This is a genomic window from Rickettsia aeschlimannii, from assembly GCF_047973405.1.
In the GTDB taxonomy this organism is placed as follows: Bacteria; Pseudomonadota; Alphaproteobacteria; order Rickettsiales; family Rickettsiaceae; genus Rickettsia; species Rickettsia rickettsii.
This window is the reverse complement of sequence record NZ_JBFQGO010000001.1, coordinates 141969-160470: the sequence shown is the minus strand read 5'-3', so window position 1 is coordinate 160470 and position 18502 is coordinate 141969. Positions and strand designations below refer to the sequence as shown.

Below are 18502 nucleotides of genomic sequence, written 5' to 3'. Positions count from 1 at the left end.
ATAATTAATGTATTCCACTATAGTAGATAATATAAACGAGAGCAAGCAAATCTATAATTTAGGAAAACAAATTTTGTATATCGTTGGAAACAGAAATTATAATAAGAAAAATTATGATTATTGCTCCTAATTGTAACAAAATATTTTTAATCTTAGGATTCGGTAATTTACCTGTAATTGCTTCATATAGTATAAATATTAAATGTCCGCCGTCAAGCACCGGTATAGGTAGTAAGTTAAGTAACCCTAAATTAACAGAAAGCATTGCTATAAATAGCAGATACATTTGGGTTCCACCAGCTATAGATTTGCCTGACTCTTTAGCAATAGCTACCGGCCCTCCTATCTCATCGAATGAACGTTTTCCTACAATCATTTGCGATATTGCGTTTAGAGTTAAAGCAGACATATCTATAGTAGTATTAATAGCTTCCCAGAATCCTCCTAAAATTCCTATTTTAGTATGAATAGGTTTATTTTTAGCTATAATACCGATACGAAGAGTTTTCTTAACTTGCTTTTCTTCGGGAGATGATATAATTATTTCTTGAGGCATTATATTAACGATAAATTCCTCACTTTTTCTTTCTATAGTTAAAGTAGAAGAACTAAAACCGTTAATTAATATCTCTCTCTGCACGTCCCTGAAATCTTTAACAGATTTATCGTTAACCTTAACAATTTTATCTCCTGCTCTTAAGTCTGCTCTCTCTGCCGGTGATGAAGCTACTACATCACCTATTATAGGAGGAATCACTGTTTTTCCAAAGTAACAATAAAAACCTGCAAATATTATTACAGCAAGTAAATAATTAATTAACGGACCTGCTGCAACTATTAAAAAACGTTCTAAACAAGATTTAGCATCAAAAGCTACTTTTTCATTAACTTCTTTAGTCTTATCCATAAGGCTGCGATCATAGCCGTAAATCTTGACATAACCGCCAAGCGGTATAAGGCAAATCTTCCACCTAACTCCTTTTTTATCGGTAATGCCTATTAGTGCTTTACCGAAACCTATCGAGAACTCCTCAACTTTTACATTAAAATACCTAGCAATACAATAATGCCCAAATTCATGGATAAATACCAAGATACTAATTGTTATAATAAATCCTATTATAGAGAGCATAAAAATTTTATAAGTTTACTAATAAATTATTTTAAGGTATACATTGTAAGGTTATAGATATCATTTCGTAGTTGTGAGTGGACGCTGCTCCTTGGTTTCCGATGTCATTCCCGCGAAAGCGGGAATCCACAAAAAATGAAGTAATCCAAATTTATTAGTTTTAAAAACTAATAGTATTTATGTTTTTTAATTACTGGATTCCCGCTTTCGCGGGAATGACATCACGCCATATCACACTCGCAATGACGAAAATTAAATTTTAAATTTCTTTTCTCTATGAGTTCAAATAAAATTAATAAAAAATCGATTGCACGTATTGCAGCAGTGCAAGCTATTTATCAAAATATATTGCAAAATAACGACGATATGGATGATATCATGCAAAATGTACTTTCTTTTTATCAAAATAATAATTCTATAACAGATTTACCTGAGAATTTAAAAGTATCATTAAGTATAAGTCATTTTCAAATGCTGGTAAAGTTAGTATTTGAAAATATTAATAAATTAGACGAAATTATCGACAATCATTTAACAAATGATAAAGATCCTGCACATATGCCGATCTTACTCCGAGCTTTATTGCGTGTTAGTATATGTGAGCTATTATTTTGCCCTACTACGCCTGCTAAAGTAGTAATCAACGAATATACGGATATAGCAAATGATATGTTAAATGAGCATGAAATTGGTTTTGTTAATTCTGTATTAGATAAAATAGCAAAAGAGCATACTCGTTTAATTTGAAAAATTGGCTACAAGTACTGTGGTACTCAAGTATTATTAACGGCTTCCGTTCCTCGTCTTGTGGATTCCTTGCTCTTTTCCATATTAAACTTCGTCTACTTATTCTTCATTTATTTATAAGTATAAAAAAGATTTTATGACAAATAATTTAAGCGGTTATAGAAATAAATTCATTAGAGTTAAGACTTCTAAAAAACGCACCGTCTCTTCTAGTAATTGGCTTAGACGCCAATTAAACGATCCGTATGTTGCAAAAGCACGTATAGACGGCTTTAGGTCGAGAGCTGCATATAAACTACTTGAAATTCATGAAAAATTTAAACTTTTTACTCCTAACATGAAAATTGTTGATCTAGGAGCAGCTCCTGGGGGATGGAGTCAAGTAGCTTCCAAGCTTATTAAAGCTTCGGATAATAACCTAAATAATAAAATAATCTCTATCGATGTGTTAGAAATCGAACCTGTTGCTGGAGTTGAATTTTTTCAAAAGGACTTTTTTGAAGCAGCTACGGAAGAATTAATTATTCAGGCTTTAGACGGTAGAGCTGATATAGTAATGAGTGATATGGCATCAAATACCATAGGTCATAAAGCTACAGACCATATAAGAACCTTACTTTTATGTGAGCAAGCTTTTGAATTTGCTTTAAAAGTATTAAAACCCTCCGGTCATTTTATTGCTAAAATTTTTCGTGGCGGTGCAGAAAATGAATTATTAAATAAAGTAAAGCGTGAATTTAAAACAGTGAAACATTTTAAACCTTCATCCAGCCGCAGTGAATCTACGGAAATCTATTTAGTTGCTCTAAATAAGAAATAATGAATATGAAAGGCGAAAGGTGATTTCTGCCTATAAATTTATTATATTATGTTATTTTTTTATTTAGCATATTAGAGGATATAGATGATAATTACTTATATCTCCTGTTGTTTTGACTTCCTGAGCATATTCTTGACTGCAGCTTTGAAAATTATTATACATCCCAACTAAATTAGTTCCGGTTTCAGTTTCAACTATTTGATTATATAAATTATTTTTTAAATTTAGAGTATTTTTAGCATATTTTTGTGTTGCTGCTTCCCAATCATCTACGGCTAAAGTAATATTCTGTTTCAAATCAGAAAAATTAACAAGTCCATGTTTACTGATTCCAGTTATGATTTCTTCAAAGCCTTCGACTATTCCATTAATTCCTAGATATTTTATAACTTTTTGTTTGGCAAAATTATATAAATATGATGCCCATTCTTCTGATTGTGATAGTTCTGTTTTTTTACCAGGAAGTACCATTGTTGTTTTTCCCAAATGCTTATTAGTAATATTAATAAGATTATGTTTTGCATTATATATCTTAGAATGGGTAGCTAGCTCTTTTATTGGAGTTGTTACTTTTCCGGTAAATAAATTTTTTTCTATGCCTCTTTCAATTATTGGTTTTGAGCCAGGGCTATCAAAAGTTGTAGATTTATTAAAATGTAGGTTGCGAGAATGTATTTCTACTAAGGTTAAATCTGCAATTATTGCTCCAAGTGAATGACCGCTAGTATTAAAACTATATTCTGTGGCTTTACTTAAGCCGCCTAATTTGTTAATTATTTCACTAACAAAATCCTGAAGTGGAGTTAGTTTAGTAGGTAAATAGTGCAGAGCGATAAGCAAGTCGTCTAATAAATCATATATATTGAATTTTGTGCCGGCACTAGCAATATGAACTTCTTTAGTTTCTTTATTTATAAATGCGACGGCTTTATAATCATATTTAGCAGTGCTGATATTATCACATGAAGCAGTCAGTATTTCCCAGCCGCTATCTGCTAATTGTTCACTGACCTTTGATGCTTTTAGCTTATAAATATTTAAATCATCTGTTTTATATGCGAGGTCTAACCCTATATAAGCAAGCTTTTTAGTGCTAATATGTTTAGAATTTTTATACGTAGACATATCTACCTCTTTTTGATCAATTTCACCATAAAATATGGTTTTTCTAAAAAATGTCAAGTCTATATAATACTTATTAATCTATTATTAAATAAAGATTGACATTTGATTACTTTTGTTATATGATGCATTTATAACCATGAAATATGGTGATTTAAACAAGAAGAAAGGAGATAGACTATGTTTACATTATTAGCACATAATTTATTCGGAAGTAATAAACCTATTACTTACTTATCTTTAATAGAAAAAGCAAAAGCAGATTATAGTTTTTATACAAAATTAGCATCAGGAAGCTTTTTTACAGGAATAAGTAGTTGTTTTTTATCTAGTAGTTGGTTAAGCAAAATACCTTTAATAATAGGGGCTGTTTTTGGTACTAGTTATGGGGCAAAAGGCATTATGGATAGTAATGAACAAATGAAGCTTTTTACTAAAGCTCATGAAGCAACTAAAGTTGAAGAGTATTTGGCTACTTCTGGGTTAGGAAGTTTTGTATACGGTACTGCTGTAGATAAAAACGGTATAGATAAATTTACCGGTAAATATATTGAAGGAATAAACGGTAAGATAATATCTAATGCAATAACTCGTGTACCAACCTTAAGTTTAACGGAAGACGGCGTTGGTTACAAACATAATGGTGGCTATGAAATAGTAGAATCAACAGATCGTGCGTTATATCAGGAAATACCTGGCGTGAAAGGACAATATACAAATAACTTAGTTCTAGATACTAGTATTCTTCCTTTACATGCTTGTATTATTCAGCAGCTAATACAAAATAGCTATTCAAGTGAAGATATTGAAAAAGCTTTAAGTTTAGGAACTGTTGCAAAGAGAGAAAGTTACAAAAATAAGCAATTAGCAGAATACAAGCCAAATTTGGCAAGTAAGTTATGGCATGGTACAGAAAAAGCTATGCAAAATAAAGAAGTAGAACTTTCAAAAGAAATACAGAAATATGCTGAAATAAATGAAGCTTATGAAATGTTATTTAATTATCATACTTCCACTAGTGAAAAACAAGAAGAGCAGTTTTATAGCCTTGATTATAATAATCTTAATGATGATCAAACTCAAATCTTAGGAGATGAGGGAGATGAAGGATATATATCTGATATTGCCTAGTAACTAAATACAAAACTTTCTAGAGAGTAAGGTTATAGATCTATAACCTTACTCTTTTTTATTTAATAACCTCTTTAGCTCTCCTTTCAAAAGCTATAATCATTTTTTCGGTTGCTTTGGTAAAATAAGTGCCGATTAATTTATCCAGTATTACGGATTTCATTTTAAAATCAATAAAGAATTTTAATTCAGTTCCTGCCGTGTATGGAACAAATTGCCAAGTACTTTTTAAATATTCAAAAGGTCCTGAAATAGCTACCGTATTAATCAAATATATTCCATCATTTGTTATTTCGCTTGTAACTCGTGAGTTATATTTTTCTGAAAAGCCTTTTAACTGAATTACTAATTCAGCAATAACCTCTTGATTATTTTCTGAAATAATTCTAGAAGCAGAACACCAAGGCAAGAATTTAGGATAAGATTTTACATCCCAGACCAAATCAAACAATTCTTGCGGTTTATAGGGTAAAATTTTAGTGTGTTGAAGGCAAGGCATTAGAAATCTGTGACTTTACCTTTATGCTGCCAGTCCCCGTATCTTGTCAGTTCTAGACCTTTAACACCGCCAATTTCTTTTTCTTTTGGTAAATTTTCTTCTTCTGATATATTATTAGACATCTTTCTAAACTTCGCTTCTAGAGGTAATTTAGACGTCGATCCGGTACTCGCATCCTCACGTATGCCCATATACGTTGTGGTGCTGCGTTCCGTGTCTCCTGTAAATTCCTCTCTATAAGCTGGTTTGGAAAGATGTCTATTATCTTTTTTATCGTCCATAGTACTAAATATATGAAATATAACCGTATTTATATTAATAGTCGTTTAGCTGAAAATAGCAAGATAGAATTAGCAAGTAATCATGTTCATTATGTAAAAACGGTGCTACGTCTTAAAGTAAATGATGGATTGCGTCTCTTTAACGGTACGGATGGAGAATTTCTAGCACAAATTAACGATATAGGTAAAAATAACCTATCGGTTAGACTTAAAGAACAGTTAAAAAAGCCTTATACAGAATCTACGTTAACTCTTGCTGTTGCTATAATAAAGCAAGATAAATTAATGCTTGCAATAAATATGGCTACGCAATTCGGTATAACTAAAATTATTCCGTTAATTACTAGGCGGTGTCAATTTAGATCGGTAAATATCGAACGTTTAACGAAATGTGTTATTGAGGCAACAGAGCAATCAGAACGTCTTACTCCCCCGATAATTGAAAAAGCTATCACAATACAAGATTATCTAAAAAAGAATAATAATTTGATGTTATATGCTAATGAACATGAAAAAGAGAAAAATTCTATATTACGAATTTCATCATCACTTAGTAATAGTGATATAACTATTATTGTAGGACCGGAGGGAGGCTTTACTAATGATGAGCTGGAACTTCTTGCCTCATATAAGAATACAAAATCTATAAGTTTAGGAAGTAATATATTACGTGCTGAAACAGCAGCAATAACTGCTATAGCACAAGTGAGGTTGTTAGGTCGTCATTGCGAGGAAATTGCATAGCAATTGACGAAGCAATCTCAGGAGTTTGTTATTATTTCATGAGATTGCTACGCATCCTACTGCTGCTCGCAATGACGAAAAGGTAGAGTTACTTCACCTTTTCTATTCCTGGTTTACAAAATAGCTTACCTAAACAAAGGAAAGAATATACACCACAAAAGCCTATAATTATATAAAGTATTATAACAATAATTGGAAATGAGCCAAATAAAAGTGTGACTAAATTAAAATTAAATAATCCGACTAAGCCCCAATTTATAGCACCTATAGAAGATAATAAATGTACAGTAGTAATAAGCGGATTATTAGAAGTATTTATTAACATATCTAAGCTCCTTTTAGTTAAACGTGAAAGACCTTGTTGCGTGGCTCATCATACCTCTGTCATCCCACAACTTGATAGCGGGGTCCAGTTAAAAATACTAAAATTACTAGTATTATGGGTTACATTTTTGGATCCCGTGGCAAGGCCTCAGGATGACACTGTGTGTGTTTTCCGAGCCATGCAACAAAACTAACGTAAAATAATCATTTCTCATTTTGAGCTATATGTCTACTAAATTTTATAATTCTATAATTTATTAATCCTTCTTAAAAGTTTGATATATTACAGGTATAACAAAAATTGTAAATATAGTACCGATGCTTAATCCTCCAACTATTACAAAGCCTATAGAATTACGAGCAGCAGCACCGGCCCCATCTGCAAAAACTAGAGGTAAAGCTCCGACTACGGCAGCAAGAGTAGTCATAAGAATTGGACGCAAGCGAAGTTTTGAGGATTCTATTATAGCTTCTTGAACCTTTACTCCTTTTTCTCTTAGCTGATTAGCAAATTCTACTATCATAATAGAATTCTTAGTAATTAATCCAATTAAAGTAATAAGTCCGATATTACTATACATATTAAGGCTATTACCGGCAAGCCAGAGAGCAAGTACACCGCCGGTTATTGAGAAAGGTACGGCGAGTAATATTAATAAGGGGTCAGTAAAGCTTTCAAATTGAGCTGCAAGCACTAAATAGATAAATATAAGAGCAAACACAAATGTTATAAGCATATTACTGTCTGCCTCTCTCATTTGTTTAATTTCTCCGATATATTCAATTATAGTATTACTAGGATCAAGTAACTTAGTGGCTATTTTATTGATTTCATTAATTGCATCATCAATTTTCCCGTCAGGAGCAAGATCGGAAGAAATAGTAACGGATTTTGAATTATTATAATGACTATATGATTTTACTGATATTTTTTCCGTAATATTGGCTATCGATTCAAGTGGTAACATATTATTATTTTTTGCTCTGATTAAAATTTTACTAAAATCGCTAATATCTTTTCGATCTTTTTGATTAAATTGTAATATAACGTCATATAAATCATTACTCATTCTAAAATTCCCGATTTGTTGACCTGCAAGTAAATATTGTACCGTTTTGCCTATACTTGCCAAATCCATTCCGTATAAATAAGCCTTATCACGGTTGACTTCTATACTTATAGTTGGCATTGCCGATTGTAAATTTCTATTGACGTTTGAGAAAATAGGATTTGTTTTCATTATATCAATAAATTGTTGTGATATTTTATCTAGGTCATCATATTTAAGGTTCGTTTGAATAGTAAACTCGATAGGGCTACTTGCATTCCCGCTAACCATTGAACGTGGATCGATAGCGCAAATCGACATGCCCGGTATTTCAGAAAACTGCTTATTTAACATATTCTTAATAGTTTCTTGGGAACAAGAACGCTCACCCCAATTTTTTAGAGGAATGAATCCAAAAACATTATCACTGCCGCCTGCACCTATTACCATCAGATAACCTAATATATCTTTATAATTAGCAAGGATTTTTTCGGCTTCTTTCACTACTTTAGTAGAAGATTCTAAACTAGAACCTTCAGGACCTTTAAGAGAAATTTGTAAAAATCCATCATCTTCTTGGGGGACGAAAATTTTTTGAGTAAATTTAAAACTAATAATCAGCACTATAAATGATGATGCAATAATGAGGACAAATTGCTTTTTATTGTCAAAAGTTAGCGTTAGATAGTAAATATATTTATTTTGAATAAATTGTAGAATGTCGTTAAACTTTACTAAGAATTGCGGTAAGTCCGTATTATGTTTTGTAATCATACGACTTGACATCATAGGAGTTAAAGTTAAAGCAACAAATCCTGAGAACAAAACACAAAATGCTAAAGTCCAAGCAAATTCAATAAATAATTTCCCGATAAAACCCTCTATAAAACCCACGGGTAAAAATACGGCAGCAAGCGTAATAGTCATAGCAATGATTGCAAAGCCGATTTCTTTAGAAGCAAGCATAGCCGCTTCCATGGGTTTATGCCCCATTTCATTATATCTAAAAATGTTTTCAAGCATAACTATCGCATCATCGACCACTAAACCTATAGCAAGTATCATAGCAAGGAGCGTAAATATATTAATAGAAAATCCAAAAGCATACATTACGCTAAAAGTACCGATCAACGATACCGGAATCGTCACAAATGGAATTAAGGTAATTTTAGCAGAAGCAAGAAATAAATAAGTGACTAAAACTACTAATATTAAGGCTTCAAAAATTGTTTGAAATACTGCATAAATTGATGCTTTTACAGGAGTCGCTCCATCATATGCGATACCCATGCTTATTCCTTTGGGCATGGATTCTTTAATTCTTTCTAGTGCTTTCGTTACTTCATGTGATAAATCTATGACGTTAGCTTTTGATTCTTTTATAAGACCAAGGGCAATAGAGCTTTTGCCGTTATATCTAAAAATTATGTCCTCATCGGGAGAAGTTAAAGATATTGTTGCTATATCTCGTAATTTTATGATACCTCCGTTTTGTACTTTTAGAATAATATTACCGAATTCTTCCGGTGTAGATAAAGAACCTTCAAGAATTACTATAAAATTATTACTTTTTGTTTTAATCGTACCTACGGGATAATCTTTATTTTGCTCTTTTATTGCGGATTCAATCTCCAATAAAGAAATTTTATGTTGATATAATTTTTTAGAATCGGGTTCTATTCTCATTATATATTCCCGACCGCCGTAAATTTGTGACTGTCCTACGCTTTCAAGTTTATCTAACGGTATTTGTAGATTATCTTCGACGATCTTTGTTAATTCTAAATCGCTGTATTGATCACTTTCAACGCTTATGAAGAGGCTTGGGAAACTATCGGCATCAAGTTTTGCAACTGACGGGGCTTTCATATCTTGCGGGAACATATAAGTGATATCCGATATTTTGGCGCGGACATCGTTTAGTGCTACTTCAATATCGGTAGATAATAGAAACGATAAAGTAATACTACTTTCGCCGGTAGAACTTTGAGAAGTTATATAATCTAAATTTTTAACCGTCTTTAAAGCTTTTTCTATACGTGTCGTTATTTCTTGCTCCATATATAAGGCATCGGCACCTGCATAATGAGCTTTGACATTTATAATGGGAACTGAAATATCCGGAGTGCCTCTAATTTGTAGTTTGGTAAAAAAAATTGCTCCAAGAGCTACGATAACCAAATTCAAAACTGTAGCAAAGACAGGGCGTTTAATACAAATTTCAGACAATAACATTGGATTTAATATATTTTTCTTTAAAAATTTTATTCTAAATTAATGTGAATAGCGAATTATTACATAATCTGCTATTCGGTTAGAAATATTCTATATAAAAGGTGAAAGATGGTTCCCACTTTTTATGTAAATTAAGTATATATTGTTTTTTATTAAAAAACTTATAATTTTTTATAGAGTAGAAAATTAGTTTTTGTAATTTACTACTGACAATAAATTAGGGTTTAAATGATAAATTTTCACTTTAATTACTTGATTAAGATAGTTTTAACAGTATTACTGATGTAAAATGGCTACATTTTTCTGTAAATTAATATAATAACGTATATATTTTAAACTTTGTAAATAACTGGCATTTGCAGTATGTGGGTAGTTTGTTATAATTAACTCACATAAGAAATATATTGATGTATATTATTGCCAGTTGTATATATTGTTTTATAAAAAAACATCAATACATATTAACCTATCAAAGGAGAGTTGATTTTATTATGAGTACACATAACAAAAAAGAACCAAAAAAAATGAATAAAACTGAATTTATAGCATTTATGACCGACCATGGTCATACCTCACATAAAACATTAACAAAAGCTGAGGCCGAGAAAGCACTTAATTTAGTTCTTGATAGTGTGATTAGTGCTATAAAGAGCCACCATAATATTAATATAACAGGTTTTGGTTCATTTGAAATACATCATAGAAAAGCACGTGAGGGGCGTAACCCAAAAACCGGAGCAAAAATGAAAATAGATGCTTACAATCAACCTACTTTTAGAGCCGGAAGAAAAATGAAAGAAGCTTGTAATTAAAAGAAGTAACGTATTTACAGTACTAATAATTTCCGAACCCCGTTACAAGTTTGCGGGGTGACACTAGAAAAACCTGCTCATGCAACAATGCTCTGCAAAAGCCGGAATGATATAGCATACTTACTTAAGTACAATTCATAATGATATTACAACCATTGATAATTGAACGCCTAGAATTTAACTTAAAACATAATAAGCTATACAATAGTTGGCTTATCGAAGCCGAAAATATAGAGCAAGCTTTAAAAGATTTAGAAGAGTTTATATATATTAAGCTTTTTAAGAATAGCATTCCTCTTGAAAACAATCCTGATTATCATTTCATCGCTAGGGAAACTTCAGCTACATCTAATGCTAAAAATATTTCTATTGAACAAATAAGAAAATTACAAGACTTCTTAAGTAAAACTTCTACAATTTCAGGTTATAAAGTTGCAATAATTTATTCAGCGGATCTTATGAATTTGAATACAGCGAATTCATGCTTAAAAATTCTTGAAGATGCACCAAAGAATAGTTACATTTTTTTAATTACTTCAAGAGCTGCAAGTATTATTTCTACAATTAGATCAAGATGTTTTAAAATTAATGTTAGATCATCTATCCATCATACTAAAAACGAATTATATTCCGAGTTTATTCAGTCGATAGCAGATAACAAAACGTTAGATTTTATTAATCGCTTTACTACTAAAGACCGAGAATTATGGCTAGATTTTATTGATAATTTATTATTATTAATGAATAGAATCCTTAAAAAATCTGCCAACGTTAATATTGAACTTCTAGATTTGGAAAATAAGATTTTTAATAAACTATCAAATAGACACCCTTCATATTTACTGCAAAAATTTACCGACATAAAAAAGTTAATATATAATACCATTGATTATGATTTGGACTTAAAAACAAGTTATATATTAGTGGTGAATGAGTTTTCTAGTAATTAACATGATATCACTACGTTCCTTTCTATGTTATCCATAAAACAACAAAATATATTGAGAGGAATATACTCCTTTTTTTTAAAAATAGTTAATAGATATTCAAGATAGAAAGGGGTTTCCCTCTAGAATATAAATTTAATTTATGTTTTATTTTGACTATTGTTCATTTACTCGTAGTATGTATTAGGTTTTAGGAACTTTATAAATTAAATTATTTGCATGTTTAAAACTTTAACACAAAATTTAACGAAGATTTTTGATAAGCTAGTTAGCTCAGGCATTTTGACGGAAGCCCAAATAGATGCTGCTATGCGGGATATAAGAGTGGCTCTTTTAGAGTCAGATGTTGCATTACCGGTGATAAAAGATTTTATAGCGGAAGTTAAACAGAAAGCTTTAGGGCAGGAGGTTATTAAGTCTGTTTCACCTGGACAGATGATAATTAAAATTATCCATGAAGAGATGATAAATCTCTTAGCTTCAAGTGAAAGTGAGACAAAGCTAAATTTAAATTCAAAGCCGCCCGTAAATTTCCTAATGGTAGGGCTGCAAGGGAGCGGTAAAACTACGGCGAGTAGTAAGCTTGCTTTACGGCTTAGAAATCAAAATAAGAAAGTTTTACTTGTTTCTTTGGATACTTACAGACCGGCCGCACAAGAGCAACTTGCTATACTTGCAAACTCAGTACAGATTAATTCATTACTTATTGTGCAAGGTGAGAAACCACTTGATATTGTCAAAAGAGCTATTGCCGAGGCTAAAATTTCTGCTTATGATGTCGTAATTTATGATACGGCAGGTCGTACACACATTGATAAAGCGATGATGGAGGAAGCGCTTGCAATAAAAAAGATAGTGGAACCTACAGAAACTTTGTTAGTAATCGATAGTATGACAGGGCAGGATGCAGTAGTTACAGCAAGTAGTTTTAATGAAAAGTTAGAAATTTCAGGATTAATTTTATCTAGAATTGACGGCGATTCCAAGGGTGGTGCAGCACTCAGTGTAAAATATATTACTAAAAAGCCGATTAAATTTTTAAGTAGCGGTGAAAACCTAACTGATTTAGAAGAATTCGATGCTAAATGTTTAGCTTCTCGAATACTGGATATGGGTGATATTATCTCTTTTGTTGAAAAAGCAGCTAGTATCGTTGATAGAGAAGAAGCCGAAAAAACGGCAGCTAAATTAAAAAAGGGTAAGTTTGACTTAAATGATTATCTTCAGCAAATGAGAAGTATAAAAAAAATGGGAGATTTTGGAAGTATACTTAGTATGTTACCGGGTAGCGGTAAAATTATGGATCAAATAGATCAATCAAAATTAAATAGTAAAATAATTGAACATCAAGAAGCAATTATTTTATCTATGACGCCAAAAGAACGTAAAAATCCTGATATAATTAATGCTTCTCGTAGGAAACGTATAGCTGCTGGAGCAGGAACTACGGTACAAAAGGTAAATATTTTGCTAAAGCAATATAAACAAATAAGCGAGATGATGAAAAAAGCCAGTAAAATGAATCCTAAAAATCTATTACGTAGCGGAATTAGAAAATTGTTTTCTTGAATTTATATTATATCTACATTATGTCATTCCTGCGAAGGCTGAAATCCAGTCAAGCATATAAAAACAAGTTTTTATATGGTTATTTTATCAAGTATGTAACTTCTGTAGCAATATTGAAGTTATTTTTCTGGGTTCCCGCCTACGCGGGAATGACATCGAGTAGGTTTCCCGATCCATGCAACAATGCCAACTTGATCGCGGGATCCAGTTAAAAATACTAAAATTATATAGACTCTGTGGTCAAACCACGGGGCACGGGGTGCCCTTTTCCTTAAGTTGATACCCATGTGTCTTTGCAGGAATGACATCGACGGTTTTTTTAAACTATCCGGTAGTATAATTAAGTAACATAATTTCAAAGCATTTGCAAAAAATGTATAAATATTGATCAAGTAATTGGCACTATCTTTTAAATCACTACTACTACCATGCCCACTATCTACGCTTTCTAGAAAGTAAGTTTTAGTATTTGGGTTTTTTCTCAAGCACATACTCAAGAATTCTTCCATGCCATGGGTGTACACGCTGCTCTAATACTGAATCTGTAAATTAACACAGTTGGGTATTTTTGCCTTAAAGATAAATTCTCTAGCGGTGCATATTCTTTGATATGTACTAAATCTTCTACTTTTGCTGGATCACCATATTCTGTAACCCATGAATGTCCTGCTCCGAATTCTTTATATCGTATCAAGTATCAGCACTTCACATGCTATAGCTCCAAATAAATCAGGACCTGCGTCATTGTAACACTTACTAGCAATCTGCTGTTACTTCCTCCTTTAATTCCTAAATACTCAGGGCTAGTAATATTTTGCTTTATTAAATCCTCTGCTACTGCAATAAAATCATTCAAGCCGGTTTGACGTTTTATTCCTTGAGCCGCCTTATGCCACTCAGGACCAAACTTTCCGCCACCTCTAATATTAGCAAGAACGGCTAACCCCGCCATGTTTAACCCATACTTCATTTTCCATGCGAGAGAAATATGGAGAGTTGATTACTTGAAAACCGCCGTATGCTTCAATTAATGTTGGATTCTTAATCATTTTGTACCTTTTTATAGACAATAAAATATGGTATTTTAACTCCATCCGAGTTTGTAGCTTCCTTTTGATCTACAACATAATTTTTGCTATCAAACGGATATAAAGGCTTTCTAATAACTTTTAATTCATGAGTTTTATCCCATAAATAGATAGTTGGAGGAACTATAGAATTTTTTATAGTAATTAATGCATCTTCTTCCTCATCATCAGACAACAATACCAAAAATTGTATTTTCATAAGGCAGTTTTAAAGTTACCGGTTTTGTCGATTAATTATTTTCTAATGTAAATGTTACTACTTTTGAAATAACATTCTCATAGCTAGTTAAAAATACCGTATCTTCAGTAATTCCTACAAGATACAATACTTCCCTTTCTGTTGGGGTAAATAATATTTTTAAGCCTAGCTTTATCGCTATCTTCTTTTAGAAGATCAGCGTAGTGTATGGCAACAAGTGAACCTGTTTTATAGTACTATCTTTAAATTGCCAATCGGAACGCAGTAGCCAAAATACATATTCTTTAAAAGAACCTTCAGGTGTTGCATCTGATGGCATATTTATTTTTTGTAATTTTAAGCTCTCATCTTTAGTATCTAAAATATAATTATCGTAATTATAAAAATCCTTATCTGCAGATATAAATATTAAAGATGAAGAAATATTATCGGATAAAAGCTTACTGGCTGATACACGTATATAATTCTTTTGTATTTCAAATAGTTTTTTGGCTTTCTCTATAGGTTCTCCTCACTTCCATATGTAGAGTGAGCTAGGATATAAAGAGTCAGTCACTTCCTCTTGATACAAAACTGGATTAAATATAATAGTATCTTGATCAACCCAAGTAGGGACAGTAGATTTACCTTCTAGTAATTTTCCGCTACTTGTTTTTGGCTCAAAACCATTTTTTACAAAATCTTTTTTCTCTAAATCCCATTCTCTAAAAAACATCTCATCCTTACCGTCAAATGACATGGTAATTAAGAAACGATTAGGGTTTTGAAAACAATCACTCCCACCTCGATACATTACTTTTTTACCGAGTTTTTTGGATAATTTATCAAAATCGATTAGAACTTCCTAATTTGGTTTATCTTTCGAGTAATTCTCAACCAATGTCCTAACGCCATAACCCTTGTGGTTTTTTATAATCCATCCAAAAATTATACACGTAACTTTTACGTATAGCACCAAAAGGAGTTTTTCTTTGATCATGGAAACAGATTCTATTTCTTTCTTAACTACCTTATAAGTAGGCATAGATTGGCAAGTCTTTTCTATTTTATCAGTACGCTCTTTTGCCCATTTTAGAGCTTCAGCTTCTTCTAGAAATTTAGTGTCTTTTGGGTTATATATTTGTTCATTATTACTTCCCATATCTTGAACACAAAAAGTTAATAAAAAAATTATAAAATAGTGGATAATTTTTTTTCATAATTTTAATAATATCTATTAAATTAAAAGCTTTATTTAGTTTTCTTTGAATTAGAATAGTATTTTATCATACACCTTGAATAAAATCAAAGAAAATGCTAGGTTTTGTGGACATTTCTAAAAATATTTAATTTTGGTTATTTTTTGCTACAAATTATAAGATTTTTGTAGAAATAGTTATTCATATTTCAAAAAAATCTTATAATTTGTAGCAAAAAATAACCAAAATTAAATATTTTTAGAAATGTCCACAAAACCTAAGTTAGCACTAGCAAAAATACAAAATATGAGAGTTATGGCTAATGATTTAAGTATTTATATTCATTGGCCTTTTTGTTTGTCAAAATGTCCGTATTGTGATTTTAATTCTCATGTGGCAAGTACTATAATAGATCATAATCAGTGGCTTAAATCTTATGAAACTGAAATTGAATATTTTAAGGATATTATTCAAAATAAATATATAAAATCTATTTTTTTTGGGGGTGGTACTCCCTCTTTAATGAATCCTGTAATAGTTGAAGGAATAATAAATAAAATCAGTAATCTAGCAATTATTGATAATCAAACCGAGATAACTCTAGAAACTAATCCCACATCCTTTGAAACTGAAAAATTTAAAGCATTCAAAGCCGCCGGAATTAATCGTGTTTCAATAGGAGTGCAATCCTTAAAAGAAGACGATTTAAAAAAATTAGGTAGAACTCATGATTGTGTGCAGGCCATTAAAACAATTGAGGTGGCAAATACGATTTTTCTACGAGTGTCATTTGATTTAATATATGCATGTAGCGGTCAGACATTAAAAGACTGGCAAGAAGAATTAAAGCAAGCTATGCAGCTCGCTACCTCGCATATTTCTCTTTATCAATTGACTATCGAAAAAGGCACGCCGTTTTATAAATTATTTAAGGAGGGTAATCTGATTTTGCCGCATTCAGATGCAGCAGCTGAAATGTATGAATGGACGAATCATTATCTAGAATCTAAAAAGTATTTTAGATATGAAATATCCAATTATGCTATGATAGGGCATGAATGTTTGCATAATTTAACTTATTGGAATTATAATAGCTATTTAGGTATAGGCCCCGGAGCTCATAGTAGAATCATTGAATCCTCAAGTTCGGTATCGGCAATTATGATGTGGCATAAACCTGAAAAATGGTTAGATTTGGTTAAAACAAAAAATGTTGGTATTCAAACTAATACTAAGTTAACACATCAAGAGATTATTGAAGAAATGCTAATGATGGGTTTACGCCTTAGCAAAGGTATAAATATTTCTACATTAGAGCAGAAATTAAACACGAAATTAGAGAATATTTTAGACATGAATAATCTTAAGCGTTATCAAGCGTTAGACTTAATTAGACTAGATAAAAATATCTATCTTACCGATAAAGGTTTAATGCTGCATAGCTACATAGTACCTAGATTGATTATATGAGAATTATTCAAGTAATTTTAAAGTTTATAATTATTTTTATTATTTCTTCTATTCATATTATGGAATGTAAACTTGAGTTTAAGACCGAAAAGATATATGTGAATGGTGTTGAGTATGATCAAAAAGTCGGGGATCCAATTACACCGATAGCAGATGCTATTAAAGCAGATAATATTGATGAAGTAAAAAAATATTAGATGAGGGATATGGAGTAAATCAACCATACTTGGGCTGGACTCCTTGAGATTATGCTATATCGAATAATAATATAAAAATTGCCGATTTTTTATTAAAGTGTAGTGCATCCATGAATTTAATCCATATAAATGTAGGATTTATGAAGCCAGAAATTGCCGAACTTTTAATTAATCAGGGAATGAGTCCTAATTTAAGATATGAAGACGGTATTACCGGAATGATGCTAACCGCAGAAAGAAATAATCTTGATTTAATAAAACTTTTGCTTAAGTTAGGTGTTAATCCTAATGTTCAAAATTCTAAAACCAGAATGACTTCCCTTATTATGCATCATCATATCTTAATGTTGAACCTACTCGTATTTTATTAGAATATGGAGCAGATCAAAAAATTAAAGATTTCAAAGGGAAAAGAGCCTTTAGATTGGATAGCGGTGGATGCTAATAGAACTTTACATGCTTCTGACGCAGTATACTATACTGCTTTATTTGTTGTTCCATTTAAAACTAAACTGAAAATTATAAAAGAAAGAAATAGCATAAAGACTCAAAACAAAGAAAAGAAAAAAGAAATAAAAAAGCTTTTCAATTCTCACTGTTAAATTTTTGTAGTGTTTCTATTTATACTTCACAAGTTAGGATAAAAACCTATCTTAATTTTCTGCCTTATGTTCTGTCTCTGTCATTGCAAGAAAATTGCATAGCAATTGACGAAGTAAGGAAGAGAAAAAATTCTGATTTACAGAATTTTTTTATTATTTTTGGGGGAGTGCCATGCAGTCTACGACTGCGATGTTGTTGCATGTATCAGACAAATGCATGTGATGTTATGCTGTGGTTTGACTATTATATCTATAAAACAACTTATGATGCTAATAATTTTGGTATTTTAAGCTGGATACCGTGATCAAGTCGCGGTATGACAACTGAAAAATCGATCCATGCAACAAGATCCTAT

At 31.3% G+C, this 18502-nt stretch carries 17 protein-coding genes and 1 pseudogene; 11 read left to right on the top strand and 7 right to left on the bottom strand.

The genetic code is table 11. From position 1 onward, the window contains the following. Nucleotides 1–58 precede the first annotated feature (58 nt). On the bottom strand, nt 59–1132 hold the full coding sequence (rseP, locus tag AB4K15_RS00930) for an RIP metalloprotease RseP (RefSeq protein WP_032073897.1): 1074 nt from the start codon (nt 1130–1132) through the stop codon (nt 59–61). Nucleotides 1133–1408: 276 nt separating this feature from the next. Here rseP and nusB point away from each other — a divergent pair, with 276 nt between their 5' ends. Continuing rightward, complete coding sequence (gene nusB, locus AB4K15_RS00925) at nt 1409–1879, top strand: transcription antitermination factor NusB (protein WP_032073898.1); 471 nt, start codon at nt 1409–1411, stop codon at nt 1877–1879. Nucleotides 1880–2015: 136 nt separating this feature from the next. Further along, on the top strand, nt 2016–2699 hold the full coding sequence (locus AB4K15_RS00920; RefSeq protein ID WP_032073899.1) for an RlmE family RNA methyltransferase: 684 nt from the start codon (nt 2016–2018) through the stop codon (nt 2697–2699). Between the two features lie 63 nt (nt 2700–2762). Here the strand turns inward: AB4K15_RS00920 and rlip are convergent, their stop codons facing one another. After that, nucleotides 2763–3824, bottom strand: a complete 1062-nt coding sequence (rlip, locus tag AB4K15_RS00915) for a secreted effector lipase Rlip (RefSeq protein ID WP_032073900.1) — start codon at nt 3822–3824, stop codon at nt 2763–2765. Between the two features lie 177 nt (nt 3825–4001). On the opposite strand from rlip, the gene AB4K15_RS00910 reads away from it, so the two are divergent. After that, nucleotides 4002–4952, top strand: a complete 951-nt coding sequence (locus AB4K15_RS00910) for a hypothetical protein (protein WP_032073901.1) — start codon at nt 4002–4004, stop codon at nt 4950–4952. A 58-nt stretch (nt 4953–5010) separates the two neighbouring features. On the opposite strand, the gene AB4K15_RS00905 is transcribed toward AB4K15_RS00910, so the two are convergent. Continuing rightward, nucleotides 5011–5451 (bottom strand): type II toxin-antitoxin system RatA family toxin, encoded by a 441-nt coding sequence (locus AB4K15_RS00905; protein WP_032073902.1) that lies wholly within the window; start codon nt 5449–5451, stop codon nt 5011–5013. After that, nucleotides 5451–5732: a DUF1674 domain-containing protein gene (locus tag AB4K15_RS00900; RefSeq protein WP_032073903.1), complete on the bottom strand. Its 282-nt coding sequence runs from the start codon at nt 5730–5732 to the stop codon at nt 5451–5453. Before AB4K15_RS00900 ends, AB4K15_RS00905 begins: the two co-directional genes overlap by 1 nt. A 12-nt stretch (nt 5733–5744) precedes the next feature. Between AB4K15_RS00900 and AB4K15_RS00895 the strand changes: the two genes are divergently transcribed. Next, entirely contained in the window at nt 5745–6476 is a 732-nt protein-coding gene (locus AB4K15_RS00895) for a 16S rRNA (uracil(1498)-N(3))-methyltransferase (protein ID WP_032074015.1), read from the top strand. Between the two features lie 88 nt (nt 6477–6564). On the opposite strand, the gene AB4K15_RS00890 is transcribed toward AB4K15_RS00895, so the two are convergent. Further along, the gene (locus AB4K15_RS00890; RefSeq protein ID WP_032073904.1) at nt 6565–6801 is read right to left on the bottom strand and encodes a DUF378 domain-containing protein; all 237 of its coding nucleotides are present in this window, start codon (nt 6799–6801) and stop codon (nt 6565–6567) included. 256 nt (nt 6802–7057) lie between these two features. Continuing rightward, on the bottom strand, nt 7058–10084 hold the full coding sequence (locus AB4K15_RS00885) for an efflux RND transporter permease subunit (RefSeq protein ID WP_500225269.1): 3027 nt from the start codon (nt 10082–10084) through the stop codon (nt 7058–7060). Nucleotides 10085–10575: 491 nt separating this feature from the next. Between AB4K15_RS00885 and AB4K15_RS00880 the strand changes: the two genes are divergently transcribed. The 3 genes from AB4K15_RS00880 to ffh all read left to right on the top strand — a co-directional run bounded on the left by AB4K15_RS00880 (nt 10576) and on the right by ffh (nt 13412). Next, nucleotides 10576–10896 (top strand): HU family DNA-binding protein, encoded by a 321-nt coding sequence (locus AB4K15_RS00880; RefSeq protein ID WP_032073906.1) that lies wholly within the window; start codon nt 10576–10578, stop codon nt 10894–10896. A gap of 140 nt (nt 10897–11036) precedes the next feature. Beyond that, the gene (locus tag AB4K15_RS00875; protein ID WP_500225271.1) at nt 11037–11846 is read left to right on the top strand and encodes a DNA polymerase III delta subunit-related protein; all 810 of its coding nucleotides are present in this window, start codon (nt 11037–11039) and stop codon (nt 11844–11846) included. Nucleotides 11847–12062: 216 nt separating this feature from the next. Further along, entirely contained in the window at nt 12063–13412 is a 1350-nt protein-coding gene (ffh, locus tag AB4K15_RS00870; protein ID WP_032073907.1) for a signal recognition particle protein, read from the top strand. A gap of 350 nt (nt 13413–13762) precedes the next feature. On the opposite strand, the pseudogene AB4K15_RS00865 reads toward ffh, so the two are convergent. Continuing rightward, nucleotides 13763–15840: pseudogene (locus tag AB4K15_RS00865) on the bottom strand (prolyl oligopeptidase family serine peptidase); the annotation flags it as partial. A 301-nt stretch (nt 15841–16141) separates the two neighbouring features. Here AB4K15_RS00865 and hemW point away from each other — a divergent pair. Genes hemW through AB4K15_RS00845 form a run of 4 tightly spaced genes read left to right on the top strand, consistent with a single transcriptional unit; the run spans nt 16142 to nt 18146 of the window. After that, nucleotides 16142–17347: a radical SAM family heme chaperone HemW gene (gene hemW / locus AB4K15_RS00860; protein ID WP_048751041.1), complete on the top strand. Its 1206-nt coding sequence runs from the start codon at nt 16142–16144 to the stop codon at nt 17345–17347. Further along, nucleotides 17344–17544, top strand: coding sequence for a hypothetical protein (locus tag AB4K15_RS00855; protein WP_032073909.1), 201 nt, complete (start codon nt 17344–17346; stop codon nt 17542–17544). Before hemW ends, AB4K15_RS00855 begins: the two co-directional genes overlap by 4 nt. A gap of 56 nt (nt 17545–17600) precedes the next feature. Beyond that, on the top strand, nt 17601–17915 hold the full coding sequence (locus AB4K15_RS00850; protein ID WP_500224876.1) for an ankyrin repeat domain-containing protein: 315 nt from the start codon (nt 17601–17603) through the stop codon (nt 17913–17915). 3 nt (nt 17916–17918) lie between these two features. Next, complete coding sequence (locus tag AB4K15_RS00845; RefSeq protein ID WP_084698788.1) at nt 17919–18146, top strand: hypothetical protein; 228 nt, start codon at nt 17919–17921, stop codon at nt 18144–18146. Nucleotides 18147–18502: the final 356 nt, after the last annotated feature.